Source organism: Streptomyces sp. NPDC102274 (genome assembly GCF_044766385.1).
Classification (GTDB): Bacteria; Actinomycetota; Actinomycetes; order Streptomycetales; family Streptomycetaceae; genus Streptomyces.
The window spans coordinates 36,486-51,964 of the sequence record NZ_JBIWLW010000001.1; the positions used below are offsets into that span (position 1 = coordinate 36,486).

16 protein-coding genes are annotated in these 15,479 nt (G+C 72.2%); 4 read left to right on the forward strand and 12 right to left on the reverse strand.

Going from position 1 to position 15,479, the window contains the following annotated elements:
• Positions 1-34: 34 nt before the first annotated feature.
• Positions 35-1,819, forward strand: coding sequence for a glycoside hydrolase family 15 protein (locus ACIRQP_RS00195; protein ID WP_403880993.1), 1,785 nt, complete (start codon positions 35-37; stop codon positions 1,817-1,819).
• 4 nt (positions 1,820-1,823) lie between these two features.
• Entirely contained in the window at positions 1,824-2,579 is a 756-nt protein-coding gene (locus ACIRQP_RS00200; RefSeq protein ID WP_403880996.1) for an SDR family oxidoreductase, read from the forward strand.
• Positions 2,580-2,684: 105 nt separating this feature from the next.
• Here ACIRQP_RS00200 and amaP read toward each other — a convergent pair whose 3' ends face one another.
• The 5 genes from amaP to ACIRQP_RS00225 form a co-directional block, all read right to left on the reverse strand.
• The gene (amaP, locus tag ACIRQP_RS00205; protein ID WP_403882068.1) at positions 2,685-3,263 is read right to left on the reverse strand and encodes an alkaline shock response membrane anchor protein AmaP; all 579 of its coding nucleotides are present in this window, start codon (positions 3,261-3,263) and stop codon (positions 2,685-2,687) included.
• Between the two features lie 10 nt (positions 3,264-3,273).
• On the reverse strand, positions 3,274-3,924 hold the full coding sequence (locus ACIRQP_RS00210; RefSeq protein WP_403880998.1) for a DUF6286 domain-containing protein: 651 nt from the start codon (positions 3,922-3,924) through the stop codon (positions 3,274-3,276).
• Positions 3,921-4,274 (reverse strand): hypothetical protein, encoded by a 354-nt coding sequence (locus tag ACIRQP_RS00215; RefSeq protein ID WP_403881001.1) that lies wholly within the window; start codon positions 4,272-4,274, stop codon positions 3,921-3,923. The genes ACIRQP_RS00210 and ACIRQP_RS00215 overlap by 4 nt, the downstream gene beginning before the upstream one ends.
• Positions 4,271-4,462 carry a hypothetical protein gene (locus tag ACIRQP_RS00220; protein ID WP_030353762.1) on the reverse strand — a complete coding sequence of 64 codons (192 nt, stop codon included), beginning with the start codon at positions 4,460-4,462 and terminating at the stop codon, positions 4,271-4,273. Before ACIRQP_RS00220 ends, ACIRQP_RS00215 begins: the two co-directional genes overlap by 4 nt.
• Before the next feature lie 61 nt (positions 4,463-4,523).
• On the reverse strand, positions 4,524-5,015 hold the full coding sequence (locus ACIRQP_RS00225) for an Asp23/Gls24 family envelope stress response protein (RefSeq protein WP_403881004.1): 492 nt from the start codon (positions 5,013-5,015) through the stop codon (positions 4,524-4,526).
• Positions 5,016-5,109: 94 nt separating this feature from the next.
• Here ACIRQP_RS00225 and ACIRQP_RS00230 point away from each other — a divergent pair, with 94 nt between their 5' ends.
• Positions 5,110-5,856, forward strand: a complete 747-nt coding sequence (locus ACIRQP_RS00230) for a hypothetical protein (protein ID WP_403881007.1) — start codon at positions 5,110-5,112, stop codon at positions 5,854-5,856.
• Positions 5,857-5,947: 91 nt separating this feature from the next.
• On the opposite strand, the gene ACIRQP_RS00235 is transcribed toward ACIRQP_RS00230, so the two are convergent.
• The 7 genes from ACIRQP_RS00235 to ACIRQP_RS00265 all read right to left on the reverse strand — a co-directional run bounded on the left by ACIRQP_RS00235 (position 5,948) and on the right by ACIRQP_RS00265 (position 14,042).
• Positions 5,948-6,739, reverse strand: coding sequence for an enoyl-CoA hydratase/isomerase family protein (locus ACIRQP_RS00235; protein WP_403881010.1), 792 nt, complete (start codon positions 6,737-6,739; stop codon positions 5,948-5,950).
• Positions 6,740-6,869: 130 nt separating this feature from the next.
• Positions 6,870-7,091, reverse strand: coding sequence for a helix-turn-helix domain-containing protein (locus ACIRQP_RS00240; RefSeq protein WP_030753304.1), 222 nt, complete (start codon positions 7,089-7,091; stop codon positions 6,870-6,872).
• 423 nt (positions 7,092-7,514) lie between these two features.
• A complete protein-coding gene (locus ACIRQP_RS00245) occupies positions 7,515-9,113 on the reverse strand; it encodes an ABC-F family ATP-binding cassette domain-containing protein (protein WP_403881013.1) in 1,599 nt (532 codons plus the stop codon).
• A gap of 98 nt (positions 9,114-9,211) precedes the next feature.
• Positions 9,212-10,162, reverse strand: a complete 951-nt coding sequence (locus ACIRQP_RS00250; protein ID WP_403881016.1) for a hypothetical protein — start codon at positions 10,160-10,162, stop codon at positions 9,212-9,214.
• A 247-nt stretch (positions 10,163-10,409) separates the two neighbouring features.
• Positions 10,410-11,807 carry a hypothetical protein gene (locus tag ACIRQP_RS00255; protein WP_403881019.1) on the reverse strand — a complete coding sequence of 466 codons (1,398 nt, stop codon included), beginning with the start codon at positions 11,805-11,807 and terminating at the stop codon, positions 10,410-10,412.
• Between the two features lie 351 nt (positions 11,808-12,158).
• Positions 12,159-13,286, reverse strand: coding sequence for an alpha/beta hydrolase (locus tag ACIRQP_RS00260; protein WP_403881022.1), 1,128 nt, complete (start codon positions 13,284-13,286; stop codon positions 12,159-12,161).
• A gap of 93 nt (positions 13,287-13,379) precedes the next feature.
• Positions 13,380-14,042, reverse strand: a complete 663-nt coding sequence (locus ACIRQP_RS00265; RefSeq protein WP_403881025.1) for a class II aldolase/adducin family protein — start codon at positions 14,040-14,042, stop codon at positions 13,380-13,382.
• A gap of 176 nt (positions 14,043-14,218) precedes the next feature.
• Here ACIRQP_RS00265 and ACIRQP_RS00270 point away from each other — a divergent pair, with 176 nt between their 5' ends.
• Positions 14,219-15,448: an anion permease gene (locus tag ACIRQP_RS00270; RefSeq protein WP_403881028.1), complete on the forward strand. Its 1,230-nt coding sequence runs from the start codon at positions 14,219-14,221 to the stop codon at positions 15,446-15,448.
• The last annotated feature ends 31 nt before the right edge of the window (positions 15,449-15,479 follow it).

Sequence of the window (15,479 nt, forward strand, 5' to 3'; positions counted from 1 at the left end):
CTTAACGCCCGCGCCGTGCGGGAACAGCCCTGGCGTGACCCAACGCATCGAGGACTACGCACTCATCGGCGATCTCCAGACCGCCGCCCTGGTCGGCCGGAACGGCTCCATCGACTGGCTGTGCCTTCCTCGCTTCGACTCGCCGGCCTGTTTCTCCGCGCTGCTCGGGGGCGAGGAGAACGGCCACTGGTGGCTCGCCCCCACCGGCGGGCGCGAGTGCACGCGGCGCGCCTACGTGGGTGACTCGCTGGTGCTGGAATCCGTGTGGGAGACCCGTACCGGCACCGTCAAGGTCATCGACTTCATGCCGCAGCGCGACAAAGTCCCCGAGATCATACGGATCGTGGAGGGGGTCAGCGGCTCGGTGGACATGAGCGCCACGATCCGGCTGCGCTTCGACTTCGGGTCGGTGGTGCCCTGGATGCGGCGGTCGGAGGGCCACCGCGTGGCGATCGCCGGCCCCGACTCCGTCTGGCTGCGCAGCGAGCCCTCGGTCAAGACATGGGGTCAGCACTACAGCACACGGTCGTCGTTCACCGTCGGCGCGGGCGAGAAGGTGGCGTGGGTCCTCACCTGGCACCCCTCGCACGAGCCGCGCCCGCCGCGCGTCGATCCGCATGTGGCGCTGGCGCGCAGTCTGGAGGACTGGGAGAGCTGGTCGGCGCGCTGCCGCTACCACGGTCCGTACCGCGCGGCCGTCATGCGCTCCCTGATCACGCTCAAGGCGCTCACGTACGGCCCGACCGGCGGGATCGTCGCCGCCCCCACCACCTCCCTGCCGGAGGAACTGGGCGGCGTACGCAACTGGGACTACCGCTACTGCTGGCTGCGTGACTCCACGCTCGCCCTGGGGGCGCTGCTGTCGGTCGGCTATCTGGAGGAGGCGGCGGCCTGGCGCGACTGGCTGCTGCGCGCGGTCGCGGGCGACCCGGCCGATCTCCAGATCATGTACGGACTCGGCGGCGAGCGCCGGCTGCCGGAGAACGAGCTGCCGTGGCTGCGAGGGTACGCGGGCTCCGCCCCGGTCCGTACCGGCAACAACGCGGTCGACCAGCTCCAGCTGGATGTGTACGGCGAGGTGATGGACTCGCTCGATGTGGCACGGACTGCGGGTCTCCCCCCGAAGCCGCACGCCTGGAACCTCCAGCTCAGCCTGCTGGGCTTCCTGGAATCGAAGTGGCGCGAGCCGGACGAGGGCCTGTGGGAGGTGCGCGGGCCGCGCCAGCACTTCGTGCACTCCAAGGTGATGGCGTGGGTCGCCGCCGACCGTGCCGTACGGACGCTGGAGGACGATCCGTCGCGCAGCGGGGACGTCGGGCGCTGGCGCGCGATGCGGGACGAAGTGCACCGGGAAGTGTGCGAACGGGGTTACGACCCGGAGCGGAACACCTTCACGCAGTCGTACGGCTCCGCCGAGCTGGACGCGGCGACGCTGCTGATCCCCCGGGTCGGCTTTCTGCCGCCGGACGATCCGCGGGTCATCGGCACGGTCGACGCGGTACGGGCCGAGCTGGGGCACGGTGGGCTCCTGCGGCGCTACAGCACGACGGGGCTCTCCGTGGACGGTCTGCCGGGTGGTGAGGGAACGTTCCTGGTCTGCTCGTTCTGGCTGGCCGACGCGCTCCATATGACGGGACGTACGGAGGAGGCGGCGGAGCAGTTCGAGCGGCTTCTCGCACTGTGCAATGACGTCGGGCTGCTGGCGGAGGAGTACGACCCGGTGGCGCGGCGGCAACTCGGCAACTACCCGCAGGCGTTCAGCCATATCGGGCTCGTGGTGACCGCGTTGACCCTCGCCGGGACCGGCACGGCAGGATAGGGCCATGGATCTTGGACTGAAAGACCGCGTATACGTTGTCACCGGTGGATCGCGAGGACTGGGCCGCGCGGCGGCGGAGGCGCTCGCCACGGACGGGGCGAAGGTCGTCATCTCGGGCCGCGACGAGAAGCCTGTCGCCGAGACCGCCGCGGAGATCGGCCCCGGCGCGTACGGGCTGGCCGCCGACAACGCCGATCCGGCGGCGGCGGGACGGCTGATCGCCACCGCCAAGGAGCGGTTCGGCCGCTTCGACGGCGTCCTGATCAGCGTCGGCGGTCCGGCTCCGGGGCTCGCCACGGACAACACGGACGAGCAGTGGCGGTCGGCGTTCGAGTCCGTCTTCCTGGGCGCGGTACGCATCGCCCGTGAGGCGGCCGCCGAGCTGGGTGAGGGCGGTGTCATCGGACTCGTGCTCTCCTCGTCGGTCCACGAGCCGGTCCCCGGCCTCACCATCTCCAACGGCCTGCGGCCGGGCCTGGCCGGCTTCGCGAAGTCCCTGGCGAACGAGGTCGGTCCGCGCGGGATCCGGGTGCTCGGCCTGCTGCCGTCCCGTATAGACACGGACCGGATCCGCGAACTCGACGCGCTGTCGGGCGACGCGGAGGCCGCGCGGGCGGCGCACGAGTCCCGGATCGCGCTGCGGCGGTACGGGCGGCCGGAGGAGTTCGGGAAGACGGCGGCGTTCCTGCTGTCGCCGGCGGCGTCGTATCTGACGGGGGTGATGGTGCCGGTGGACGGCGGGGCGCTGCACGGCTTCTAGGGCCTGTCTTCAAAGTCCCGCCGTCCGCCCGAGGGGCGGGCCAGGCGGGACTTTGAAGACAGGCCCTAGTGCGTGTTGGGGCCCCGTTGGCCGTCGCACGGGCCGTCAGCTCACCCTCTCCGCCCCATGCCTCACCGCCCGCAACCGCACCTCCGCCCGCAGCTCCTTCAGCCCCGCCGACCTCCGCGCACACTCCAGCGCCTCCGTCGTCAGCAGGTTCAGCGTCTCGCCCGGTACCGCGTGGGGCTCCAGGAGCAGGCGTGCGCGGGCGGACGGTGCGGTGCGGCGGCCCGCCAGGCGTACCCGGGCGCGGGCCACGCCATCCAGAGTCTCCGCGTCGTCCTCGACGGCGCTCTCCAGCGCCCGCGAGCGCAGCAACGCGCCCTCGCCGTCGCCGCTGTCGACCAGCACCTCCGCCATCCTGGCCCGGCGCAGCTGGGCGAAGAACCACCACAGGGCCAGCACGACCAGCACCGCCAGGACCGCGATGACGACCGGCCACCACCAGTCCTGATCGCGCCAGCGCAGTCGGTCGGCGCGGCTGAGCAGCACATCGCGCTGCCCGCTGTACGGCCACCAGGACGGCACCGCCCAGCCCAGCCCGCGCGCCAGCACCGCGCCGCCGGCGCAGAGCAGTGCCAGACCGAGCAGGGCCAGCAGTACGCGGTTGACGACCCGGATCATCGCCGTCACCTCACCTCTTCTTGACGGGTCTGCGGACGCGCATCGTCAGCACGGGCGTCCGGTCGAGGCCCAGTTCGCGGATGCCGGCGCGGAGCGCCCTGTCCAAGTCGTCCCGTACGTCTTCGAGTTCGCGGAAGTGGGAGAGGGCCCGCACCTTCACCTTGGAGCGGCCCATCCGTACCCGCGCGGACCGTACACCCGAGACCTCCATGGCCCGGTCGCGCAACGTCAGCGCGGCGGCGTCGCGGTCGATACCGGCCCGTACCAGCGGGGAGCGGCGGCGCATGGGCAGCAGTCCACGCAGACCGGGGGTGAGGGCGAGCACGAGGAGCCACAGTCCGAGCGCCATCGCGATGCCGGCGGCGACCAGCACCCAGGGCTGGTCGAGGGGCTGCCTGGCCAGTTGAGCGGCGAGTTCGCGGCGCCAGTACATCGCGCTACCGCCGGCCCGTACCGCCGCGATGTCGTACAGCAGCAGTCCCGCCGCGCCGAGAACGACCAGCGCGGCCAGCGCCGCGGGCATCCGGCGCGTGGACCAGAAGCGGCCGGCCCGTTCGCCGTCGTCGTCCGAGAGCGTGGGCCTGGGCTCGTACCGCGTGGCGGGGTCCGACGGGTCCAGCTCCTGTACGCCGCCGGACCTCTCGGGCGCGGGTCCGCTCATCGGAGCCTCCCCCGCGCCGCGAGCGTCCGGTCGGAGTGCAGCCGCTCCACCCGCACCACCACCTCCGGCACGTCCATGTCCGCCAACGCCTTGACCCGCTGGGCGACGCGGAGACGTACGGCGCCGCACTGCCGGCCGATGTCGGTCGGATACTCCAGCTCGACACCGATCCGTACCCGCGCGCTGTCGTGATGCACCATGACGGTGGCGTGCGGCGCGGCGCCGCCTTCCGGTACGCCGTCCAGCGCCTCCCGGGCCGCCTGTGCGGCGATCTTCGCGATGACCCGGTCGGCGATCGTGGTCGCCCCGCGCTCGCCGGCCGTCGGCCGCTCAACGGCCACCCGCGTCACCGCCGCCGGTCGTCGCGGTCGCGACTGCGGAAGAGGTCGCCGGGTTCGAGATCGCCGTCCAGGAAGCGCCCGGCCACGAACCCGATCACACCCAACGCGGCCACCAGCACAAAGGCCCCGAAGCCACCGAAGTACCCGGCGAATCCCAGCGCCATACCGGCCAACAGGCCGACCACCGCCATGCTCATGTGCCGCTCCTCTTCCGCTCCGCCGCCGGACGCGTACGGTGCCTCACGACGCGTACGGACGTTACTGGAGCCGTGTTTCCGACTCTTCGTCTTCTTCCTCGTCGGGCAACTTCACGTCACTGACCGCGATGTTGACCTCGACGACCTCAAGTCCCGTCATCCGCTCGACCGCCGCGATGACGTTCTCCCGTACGGCGGCGGCGACTTCGGTGATGGAGACTCCGTAGTCGACGACGATCTCCAGGTCGAGCGCCGTCTGTACCTCCCCGACCTCGGCCTTCACACCCCGGGTGACGGACTTGGTGCTGCCGGGGACCCGGTCGCGCACGGCGCCGAAGGTGCGGGAGAGCCCGCTGCCCAGGGTGTGCACACCGAGGACGTCGCGGGCCGCGAGACCGGCGATCTTCTCCACCACGCCATCGGCGATGGTGGTACGGCCGCGGGAGGCCGGGGGTCCGCCGCCGCGCTTGGTGACGGGCGTGCTTCCCCCCTCGTCGGCCGACGGCTTCCTGCCTGACGGCGCGGCCTGGTTACGGGGTGCGGTGTCTGACATCGCCATTCGTTCCTTCCCGGGCGGTGGTGGACTCCGCTGCCCACACTAGGTGCGCTTGCCCCGTCCCGCCCCGTGGATGCGGCAGGGTGGGGGAATGACGACTGCGCACAGTTCCGATGGGCTCGGCACCGGCGGATGGACGGCCGCGGTACGACAACGGCTCGGCCTGGGCAGACTGCTGCCGCTGGGCGGGGCGCGGGACGGCGCGTGGCTGTCGGAGCGCGCGGCGACGGACGAACTGCGCCTGGCAGCGGCGGAGGTGGCGGGCGCCGTGCTGGGCCGGCTGCGGATCTCCCTGGCCGATCCGGAAGGAGCCGCCCGGCCCGCCGTGCCGCCCCCGCCCAGCGCGCTGCCGCCCGGTCCGCTGCGTATCGACGGGGAGTTCGCGGCGGGGCCCGCCGAGCCGCTGCCCGCCGTCGCGGAGCGGCTGCGCGGGGTGCTGCTCGGCTGTGCGACGGAGCGGCTGGGGCTACGGGTCGAGGAGGTCGATCTGCGGGTGACGGCCCTGCTCGGTCCCTCCGGGGAATCCGCGGAGGGACCGCCGCCCGGGACCGCGGCGCCCGCTGGGCCGGACGGGCGACGGCCGGCCGGGGTACGGGCCGCCGCCCCGGAGGGTGAACCGGAGCTGCTGGCGTCGGCGGTCCCGGGCGTCGCGTATCCGACCAGAACGCTGGGCGGCGCGGTGGTCACCACTCCGGGGCATGTACGGGTGGAGCTGGCGACGGCGGCCGGGCACCGCCCACTGGAGGTGGCGCGGGCGGTACGGGCGAGGCTCACCGCGGCGCTGCCGGGCGGGCCTTCGGTGTCCGTACTGGTCACGGCGGTGGGTCAGGACGGCTGAGACAGCGCCGTGCCGAAACCCCACGAGGGCGCGCGGGCACGGCTGTCGGTCGGGGCACGTCAGTCGCCAAGGCCCGCCGGAGGTGAGGCCCTCAGTCGGCGAGGCCCGCCAAGTCCCGCAGCCTGCGCGCCTGCGCGGCGCGCTCGGCGGCACGCTGAGCCTCGAAGCTACGACCGGCCGCGCCCTGCAGGAGCGCCTTCGTCTCGATCACCGCGTCCCGCGGCGCGGCCAGCAGCGCGCCCGCCAGATCGCTTGCCGCCGCGTCGAGTTCGTCGGCGGGCACCACCAGATTGGCGAGCCCCGTACGCTCCGCTTCCTCGGCCTGGACGAAGCGGCCCGTGGCGCAGATCTCCAACGCGCGGGCGTAGCCGACCAGTCCGACCAGGGGATGGGTGCCGGTGAGGTCGGGGACCAGGCCGAGGCTCGTCTCGCGCATGGCGAACTGCACGTCGGACGCGACGACTCGCAGGTCGCAGGCGAGAGCCAGCTGGAAGCCGGCCCCGATCGCATGCCCCTGAACGGCCGCGATCGACACGATGTCGGAACGGCGCAGCCAGACGAACCCCTCCTGGTACTCGGCGATGACCGCGTCGAGGTCCTGGTCGGACTCCCGCGCGAGATCCAGGAAGGACGGCTCGCCGTCGAACCCCTCGGGGGTGAACGCCTGCCGGTCGAGCCCCGCGGAGAAGGACTTGCCCTCGCCCCGCAGTACGACGACCCGCACGCCGCCCGGCAGTGACCTTCCGGCTTCCGCCAACGCCCGCCACAGAGCGGGAGACTGGGCGTTGCGCTTCGCCGGATTGGCCAGTGTGACCGTGGCAACCGCGTCCTCGATGGTGAGCCGTACGCCGTCCTCGTCGAGTACTGATTCAAGCGAAGTCATGGGGCGCCTCCGGTTCGGGCAGTCAGGAAAACCAGGCTAAGTGACTGCACAGTAACCACCTGGGCGATCGTCCGATCGACCTGGGTGGCCACCATCCGAACCGGTGGCCAGGAGGAGTCGCGCTCGGTCGTCAGGCCGATGCGGCCTTCTTGCCTCGCGTCGCTCCGCCGCGTCCCCGCAGCGTGACTCCGGACTCGCTGAGCATCCGGTGGACGAACCCGTAGGAGCGACCGGTTTCCTCGGCCAGCGCCCGGATGCTCGCACCGTTGTCGTATTTCTTCTTCAGGTCTGCCGCGAGCTTGTCGCGCGCGGCGCCGGTTACCCGGCTGCCCTTCTTCAGAGTCTCGGCCACCCGTGCCTCCTCATGGGAAGTGCGCTCTGGACTTCTCATGATCACCCCTCGCGGGCTTCCTGGCCACCCATTCGGCAAGGTCCGCACGACAAGCTTTGCCGGGCTCCAGGGTTCGAGCACGACCGGAATCGCGCATTCCCTACGCGATCACCGCGACCTCTGTCCAAAGCTCCGGGCGAAGTGCCAGGTCAGGACCGCCGCGCCGGAGACGGCGCGGATCATGATGCGGTTGGCCCGATCCGTCGCGCACCACGCCGTGGTACGAGACGCACTCACACAGATGAGGGATCACTGTTGAGCCGAAATGATCCATACGGAGTCGATCACGCGCGTGGATCATGTGGCGACAGCTCATCACCGGGCCCCGGCACCCCCGCCCACGACGGCACCCCGCCGACGACGGCACTCAGGCGACGGCGGCACTCAGGCGAGCGCGACCAGATCCGCGTAGTCCGCTCCCCAGAGGTCCTCGACCCCGTCGGGCAGCAGAATGATCCGCTCCGGTTCCAGCGCGTGGACCGCGCCCTCGTCGTGGGTGACGAGGATGACCGCTCCCTTGTACGTGCGGAGCGCGCCGAGGATCTCCTCACGGCTGGCCGGGTCCAGGTTGTTCGTGGGCTCGTCGAGCAGCAGCACGTTCGCGGAGGAGACGACCAGGGTGGCCAGCGCCAGCCGGGTCTTCTCGCCACCGGAGAGCACCCCGGCCGGCTTGTCGACATCGTCCCCGGAGAAGAGGAAGGAGCCCAGCGTCTTGCGGACCTGGACCAGGTCGAGGTCGGGGGCCGAGGAACGCATGTTCTCCAGGACGGAGCGCTCCGGGTCGAGGGTCTCGTGCTCCTGCGCGTAGTAGCCCAGCTTGAGGCCGTGTCCGGGGGTCACCTGTCCAGTGTCCGGCTTCTCGACCCCGGCCAGCAGCCGCAGGAGCGTGGTCTTGCCCGCGCCGTTGAGGCCGAGGATGACGACCCGGGAGCCCTTGTCGATGGCGAGATCGACATCGGTGAAGATCTCCAGGGAGCCGTACGACTTCGACAGTCCCTCGGCCGTCAGCGGGGTCTTGCCGCAGGGTGCGGGCTCGGGGAAGCGCAGCTTGGCGACCTTGTCGGACTGGCGCACTTCCTCCAGACCGGACAGCAGCCGCTCGGCGCGACGGGCCATGTTCTGCGCGGCGACGGTCTTGGTGGCCTTGGCGCGCATCTTGTCGGCCTGGGAGTTGAGGGCGGAGGCCTTCTTCTCCGCGTTGGCGCGCTCGCGCTTGCGGCGCTTCTCGTCGGCCTCGCGCTGCTGCTGGTAGAGCTTCCAGCCCATGTTGTAGACATCGATCTGGGAGCGGTTGGCGTCCAGGTAGAAGACCTTGTTGACGACGGTCTCGACCAGTTCGACATCGTGGGAGATGACGATGAAGCCGCCGCGGTACGTCTTGAGGTATTCGCGCAGCCAGACGATCGAGTCCGCGTCGAGGTGGTTCGTGGGCTCGTCGAGCAGCAGGGTGTCGGCGTCCGAGAAGAGGATGCGCGCCAGCTCGACGCGGCGGCGCTGACCGCCGGAGAGCGTATGGAGGGGCTGGCCGAGCACCCGGTCGGGCAGCCCGAGCGCGGCGGCGATGGTGGCGGCCTCGGCCTCGGCGGCGTACCCGCCCTTGGTGAGGAACTCCGTCTCCAGGCGCTCGTACTTCCGCATCGCCTTCTCGCGGGTGGCGCCCTGACCGTTCGCCATCCGGTCCTCGTTCTCCCGCATCTTCTTCAGTACGGAGTCGAGGTCGCGCGCGGAGAGGATGCGGTCCCGGGCGAGGACGTCGAGGTCGCCGGTGCGCGGGTCCTGCGGCAGATAACCCACCTCACCGGAGCGGGTGATGGTGCCGGCGGCGGGGACGCCCTCACCCGCGAGGCACTTGGTGAGTGTGGTCTTGCCGGCTCCGTTGCGGCCGACCAGACCGATGCGGTCGCCCTTGGCGATACGGAACGAGGCGGACTCGATGAGGACACGGGCGCCGGCGCGCAGCTCTACGCCGGTTGCGGTGATCACGGAAAGACTCCAGGGCGGTATGGACGGCGGAAGAGGGCAGGCGGAGGAGATTCTTCGACGCCGGCTAATGCACAAGGAGAAATGCCATACGGGTCAGTCTAACGGGGTCGCGCAACTGCTTTCTCAGGCCGGTCCCCCGGACGATGGTCCGAGAGCTCGTTCGAGACACCGCTCGGGCGGTCGTTCGGAGGAAGGCCCCGTAGATCATTACGGAGCGGGGTGCGGCCCGGCACGATCCGGCCGAGGTCGTCGACCGCCATCAGCTCGGCCGTCCAGTCGGTGTGCCCGGGACAGGGCTGGGCGACCAGCAGGATCCCGGCCACACGGACGTATCGTCCCGGCTCGAAGGCGCAGCCGCGGGCGGCGGGCAGCACCCAGCGCAGATCGCCGTCGTCGACCCGGAAGGCGACGATGCGCTGCGGGGTGACGACGGCGAGCATGCGCGCCCCGGGCGCGAGCGGCTGGAGGACCCCCGCCGCGCGGCCGGAATCCGCGGCCAGCCAGTCGGCGAGACCGGGCAGGGCGCGATGCCAGCGGACGGCGGAGCCCGCGACACGCTCGGTGTCGGTGACCAGGCCGTCGCTCCAGAGGGCGAAGGCGTGGCCGGGCCCCGCGGCGAGGGCGAGCGGGCGGCTGCCGGTGCGCTCATGGACCCAGCGGAGCGTGCCCGAGCCCGGGTCGCGCGCCTCGACGCGGGGGCCCGAGGCGCGCAGGACCGGCTCCTGGGCGGCGGGGGGTCCGGGCGCCGCGGTGGTGTGCACGGTGAGGCGGTCGTCGAAGGGGACATTCCTGGACTGCTGGGCGGCGGTCACCAGCGGGACCGCGACGACGACGGAGAGGGCCGCGAGGACGAGGCGGGTACGGCGTCGTGGGCCGTACCGGGAAGCGCCCTGCCCGCCGGGCCGGGGGCCGGGGTGCGGGGAACCGCCGGGCGGGGGGCCGTCGTGCGGCGAATCGGCGTACGGGGAATCGGCGTCGTCCTGGGGACCGCCGCCCCCTCTGGCGCCCGGCAGCAGGTCCGGCGCCGTGGTCGTCGGCAGAGCCGTCACTGTTCTCCCTCGGTACCACTGGTGGACCCACTGGCCTGTCTTCCGGATCCTGTCCGACCCGGAAGACAGGCCCCTGGCCTCGATCAGGCGCGAGCGTAGCCACGGGCCGCGCGGGCGGAGCGGTGGCGCCCCGCGACACGGCGGGCACGGCGGGGCACATCCCCCGTTCGGCCTCGGATGCGGACCGGGCGGGGGCCGGTCGACTGCCTCCGTCGCACGGCGCGCGGAGCGCGACCCGCCGGGCGGGTCAGGCTCCTCCGGTGTGCACCTGGAAGGCCGCCCGGCGGACCGCCTTGGCGAGGGCGGGATCCGGATGCGCGGCGGCGAGGGCGACCAGGACCTGGACGGTACGGGGGTGGCCGACGGCCCGGACCTCGTCGAGCAGAGCGGGCACATTGCCCTGCACGGCGGAGTCCAGGTGACGGACCAGCAGATCGCTCTCGCCGTGGTCGGCGACGGCCGCCGCGGTGTCCACCCAGAGCCAGGTGGACTCCTCCCGGGTGAGGACCTCGGCGGCGTCCTCCGGGTCGGCGCCCTCGTACTCCGCCAGCCAGAGCAGCGCGTAGGGGCGCAGCGAGGAGTCCGTGGCCGCGGCCCGTACCTCGCCCTCGGCGGGGGCGCCGACGACGCGCAGCGCCTCGAAGGCGAGCCCACGCAGGAGCGCGTCCTCCCCCCGGGCGACGGCGAGCAGTTCGGTGACCGCGCTGCCGACGGTGCGGGCGGCGAGCCAGGCACGGTATTCGGCGCGGGCGGGGCCGGGGGTGAGCCGCGCGCAGCCGCGCAGCATGTGCTGGGCGGACTGCTCGATATTGCCCGCGGGGCTCTGGGCGGCGACGCAGATCTGCTCCAGCTTGACCCAGACCGCCCAGTTGCCGAGCGGGGTGAGGGTCGCCTGGCCCTTCCCCAGGGTCAGCGCGCCCACGGCGGCCAGCCCTTCCAGGGCCCAGTCGAGGAGCGGGGGCAGGAGGTCGTCGGCGAGCCGCTCGGGCGCCGCGGGCTCGACGGGGGCGGGCTGCGGGCCGTAGGGCACCTCGCAGCGCTCCTCGTGGAGTTCCGCGACCCGCTGCTGGAGGAGATCGAGCAGGGCCGGTACGAGCACGGGTCCCGCGGAGAGCTGGAGGAGCGAGAGCACCTGCGGGACGGCCTCGACGACCTCGGCGACCGTGGAGGCGGCGACATCGTCGGGGGCCGGGTGCACGAGCGACCAGGCGTCGAAGAGGGCCACCCAGCCGCGCTGGACCGCGCTGTCGTCCCGGTCCCACGCCTGGAGCCGCCAGCCGGGCCGTACGGCGGTGCCGTGCAGCTCGACGAGTCCGGCCAGCCGGGCACGGTCCCAGCCCGCGCGCACCTGGTCGGGCGTCAACTCCAGAGCTACGGAGGCCCGTTCGGCCGCCACCGCGTCGAGCTGACCCGCGCCGGGGTCCCGGTCACCGGCGGCCCAGCGGGCGATCCGTACCGCGTCGGCGAGGACCGCTCTCGCCTGACGGGCCAGCTCCGCCGGGGGCGGAGTGCCCTCGGGCGGCCGGGGTGCCGGCCGGCTGCGCCCATCGGTCACAGCCCGTCGGGCCGTGGTCAACGGCCGCGGGCGGACGAGTCGGAGTCTGGAGTTGCGCGCCAATTGCTCATCAGGCTTTCGGGACGTCACGGGGGCAGTCTTCCCGGTGACCGCCCGAAAGCCCAAACGGAACCTGTTCCAGCGGTACGGGACGGGCGGAAGGGGCCCATTTCACGGGGGTGCCGCACGGCCTGGAAGGGAAGGAAGATGCCTGTTGGTAAGGGCTGGGACAGCTGGTGCGGCACTCTGTGGCGGGTGGCCCAGGAGGGCCGCAAGGTGCGCGAAGGAGGCGAAGCGGAGCGTTGGGCGCCGCACCGGATTCCACCGCGGCTCCGTATGCCGGAAAGATCCGCCAGACACCCGTAAAGCGCCCCTGGGGCGCGCGCCCGCCCCAGGCGCCGCGTCCGCCCGCCCCAGGCGCCGCGTCAGGGAGGCCGGGAGCTACATCAGGGGCGTGAGGAAGCGTCGGAGCACCTCTTCGTATCCGGCCGGATCCGCGTTCCACATGGCGCCGTGCGGGGCGTGCGCGACAGCGTGCAGGCTGATCAGACCGGAGCGGTGGGTGGCGAGTTCGCGGGAGGGGTTCCAGGACGCGAGGGTGTCGTCGGGACCGTGGAAGATCAGCGTCGGAATGTTCAGGTTGCCGGGGTCGGCGGCCCGGCGCAGCCGGTCGCCGTCGAGACCGGCCCGGCCCTGGGCCGACCTGACCGCCAGCGGCAGCAGCGGCGCGGGGACACGGCGGGCGGTGGCCAGCGCCCGCAGGGTGGCCTCCCAGTCCAGCACCGGCGAGTCGAGCACCAGCCCGGCGATCCGGGCGCGGAGCGGGGAGCCGGCCGCCGCGCCGAGGGCCATCGAGGCACCGGTCGACCAGCCGTGCAGCACCACACGCTCGGCGCCGTACCGGACCGCGTAGCGGATCGCCGCGTCGAGGTCGCGCCATTCGGACTCGCCGAGGTGTCCGAGGCCGTCCGGGGAGCGGGGCGCCCCGGGATCGCCGCGATAGGCGAGGTCGAGTACCGGAAGTTCCTGTTCCGTGAGGAACTCCATGATGTTCATGGGGTGCTCGCGGGTGGTGCCGAGGCCGTGCGCGGTGATCACCCAGGTGTCGCGCACCCCGGGCACGAACCAGGCGGGCAGGGGGCCGAGTTCGCCCTGGATCGTCACATCCTTGTGGCCGATGCCGAGAGCGGAGGTGGGATCGCCGCTGTGGACCTGCGGGGTGAGGCGTACGCGGGTGCCGGGGACGAGCCGGCCGTGGCTGACGCGCTCCAGTCGGCGCACCACGGTGTCCGCGGCATGTTCCACATCGTCCAGGACCGGCCCGACGACCGCGTGGACGCGCGGGCCCTCGATCCCGTACGTACCGGGGCGCAGGGAGGCGAGGCAGCGGGTCAGGGTGAGCTGTCCGGCGGCCGTGGCGTGCACGGTGAGACGGGGGTCCCCCGGCAGGGGACGGCCGGGCGGCGTCTTGAGCGCGGCGTCACTGGCGTAGCGGCCGGCCGCGAACGCGGCCACGCCGACGCCGATGACTGAGGAGACGGCCGCTGCCGTCGCTTTGGCGGGGCGCACGTTCCCAGTGTGGTCACCCCCGGCGGGCTCGGCCAGCCGGCCGCGTCCGTCCGAGTGCCGGATCCCCGCCGAACACCCCGCCGAAAGCGCTGGTCAGCCCCGCTGTCCGTACCCCTTCAGCTTCTGTCCGACCTCGTCCAGCTGGGCCTCGGTCAGCAGCGTGGGGGTGCGGCCGGGCAGCGAGCTCGCGGTGAGCCAGAGACGGCACATCCACTCCAGCTGGGCCGTGCGGTCGTAGGCCTGGGCGAGGGTGTCCCCGTAGGCGACCGTGCCGTGGTTCTGGAGCAGACAGGCGTTCCGGTCGCGCAGCGCGTGGAGCATATGGGCGGCCAGTTCGTCGGAGCCGTACAGCGCGTAGGGCGCGACCCGGACGGCGCCGCCGTGGGCCGCCGCCATGTAGTGGATCAGGGGCAATTCGGGGACGAGGGTGGAGACGGCGGTGGCGTGCACCGCGTGGGTGTGGACCACGGCTGTCGCGGAGGTGTTCCGGTACACGGCGAGGTGCAGCGGCAGCTCACTCGTTGGGGTGAAATCGCCGAGGACCTGCCGACCGTCCGGATCGACGCCGACGATGTCCTCGGAAGTGAGCTGGTCATACGGAACTCCGCTCGGCGTGACGAGGATCAGGTCGTCGACCCGTACCGACACATTGCCCGATGTGCCGACGACAAGCCCTTCACCTGCTGTTCTCCGGGCTGTTGCGATGAGTTCACGCCAGGCCCCGGCTATCGCGTCCCGGCTCCGCTGATCAGTCATAAGAGAATCCTGTCAGGCGGGAGAAGCGGAACCCAGGGCACTCCCGCAGAACAGGCGGGCGATTTCTCCACACATGGGAACACCTCAAAGACGAGCGCAGTTCACCTTCCGTTCACTCCGTCTCCCTACGTTCACCGAGGCCACCGACGTCAAAAGATTGCCTGGGTCCTGGGTCAATGGAACACATCACGCTGCTGCTCGCGATCGTGATCGTGACGGCTCTCGTGTTCGATTTCACGAACGGCTTCCACGACACCGCGAACGCGATGGCGACGACCATCTCGACCGGCGCTCTGCAGCCCAAGGTCGCGGTGGGAATGTCCGCCGTCCTGAATCTCGTCGGCGCGTTCCTGTCCGTGGAGGTCGCCAGGACGATCTCCGGCGGACTCATCAACGAACAGGGCATCAGTCCAGAAGTGATCTTCGCGGCGCTCGTCGGCGCCATCCTGTGGAATCTCTTCACCTGGCTGCTCGGCCTCCCGTCGAGCTCCTCCCACGCACTCTTCGGCGGCCTGATCGGCGCCACCCTGATGTCGGTCGGCACCTCCGGGGTCAACGGCGGCGTCGTCATCACCAAGGTGCTGATCCCCGCGCTCGCCGCGCCGGTCGTCGCCGGTCTCGCGGCGCTGCTCGCGACGAGGCTGACGTACCGCATCGGCCGCCGTACGGACGACAAGGCGACCGCCAAGGGCTACCGCGCCGGGCAGATCGCCTCCGCCGGGCTCGTCTCCCTCGCCCACGGCACCAACGACGCGCAGAAGACCATGGGCGTCATCACCCTCGCGCTGGTCACCGGCGGCGTCCTCGCCCCCGGGTCCAACCCCCCGCCGTGGGTCATCCTCTCCGCCGGACTGGCGATCGCGCTCGGTACGTATCTCGGCGGCTGGCGCATCATCCGCACCATGGGCACCGGCCTCACCGATCTCCGTCCGCAGCAGGGCTTCGCCGCCCAGACCAGCGCCGCGACCGTCATCCTGGCCTCCTCGCACCTGGGCTTCTCGCTCTCCACCACCCAGTCCTGCTCCGGCGCCGTGATGGGCGCGGGCCTCGGCCGCAAGGGCGGGGTGGTCCGCTGGTCGACCGCCACCCGGATGTTCATCGCCTGGGGGCTGACCCTGCCCGCGGCGGGCCTGGTCGCCGCCGGGGCCGAGTTCCTGACCGGCCAGGGCGCGTGGGGCGTCGCGGTCGTCGCCGTCCTGCTGGTCGCGGCCTCCGGGGCGATCTGGCTCGCCTCGCGCCGCCGGCCGGTCGATCACACCAACGTGAACGAGAACGAGACCGGAGCCGACGGTGCGGCGGAAGGCGCCGGGACCACCGGGCCCTCGGGCGTCGTCACCTCCGCCGTCATCCCGGCCCCTGGCCCCACGGACTCCGCGGGCGAGCCCGCGCGAACCGCCACGGTCTGAGAACCGCCTCGGTATCGAGAAGCGCCACGAT

Excerpts from the sequence above, each read along its gene's own strand:
- ACIRQP_RS00200 (WP_403880996.1), top strand. The coding sequence starts at position 1,824 with ATGGATCTTGGACTGAAAGACCGCGTATACGTTGTCACCGGTGGATCG.
- amaP (WP_403882068.1), bottom strand. The coding sequence starts at position 3,263 with ATGATCCGGGTCGTCAACCGCGTACTGCTGGCCCTGCTCGGTCTGGCA.
- ACIRQP_RS00210 (WP_403880998.1), bottom strand. The coding sequence starts at position 3,924 with ATGAGCGGACCCGCGCCCGAGAGGTCCGGCGGCGTACAGGAGCTGGAC.
- ACIRQP_RS00220 (WP_030353762.1), bottom strand. The coding sequence starts at position 4,462 with ATGAGCATGGCGGTGGTCGGCCTGTTGGCCGGTATGGCGCTGGGATTC.
- ACIRQP_RS00225 (WP_403881004.1), bottom strand. The coding sequence starts at position 5,015 with ATGTCAGACACCGCACCCCGTAACCAGGCCGCGCCGTCAGGCAGGAAG.
- ACIRQP_RS00230 (WP_403881007.1), top strand. The coding sequence starts at position 5,110 with ATGACGACTGCGCACAGTTCCGATGGGCTCGGCACCGGCGGATGGACG.
- ACIRQP_RS00235 (WP_403881010.1), bottom strand. The coding sequence starts at position 6,739 with ATGACTTCGCTTGAATCAGTACTCGACGAGGACGGCGTACGGCTCACC.
- ACIRQP_RS00265 (WP_403881025.1), bottom strand. The coding sequence starts at position 14,042 with ATGACTGATCAGCGGAGCCGGGACGCGATAGCCGGGGCCTGGCGTGAA.
- ACIRQP_RS00270 (WP_403881028.1), top strand. The coding sequence starts at position 14,219 with ATGGAACACATCACGCTGCTGCTCGCGATCGTGATCGTGACGGCTCTC.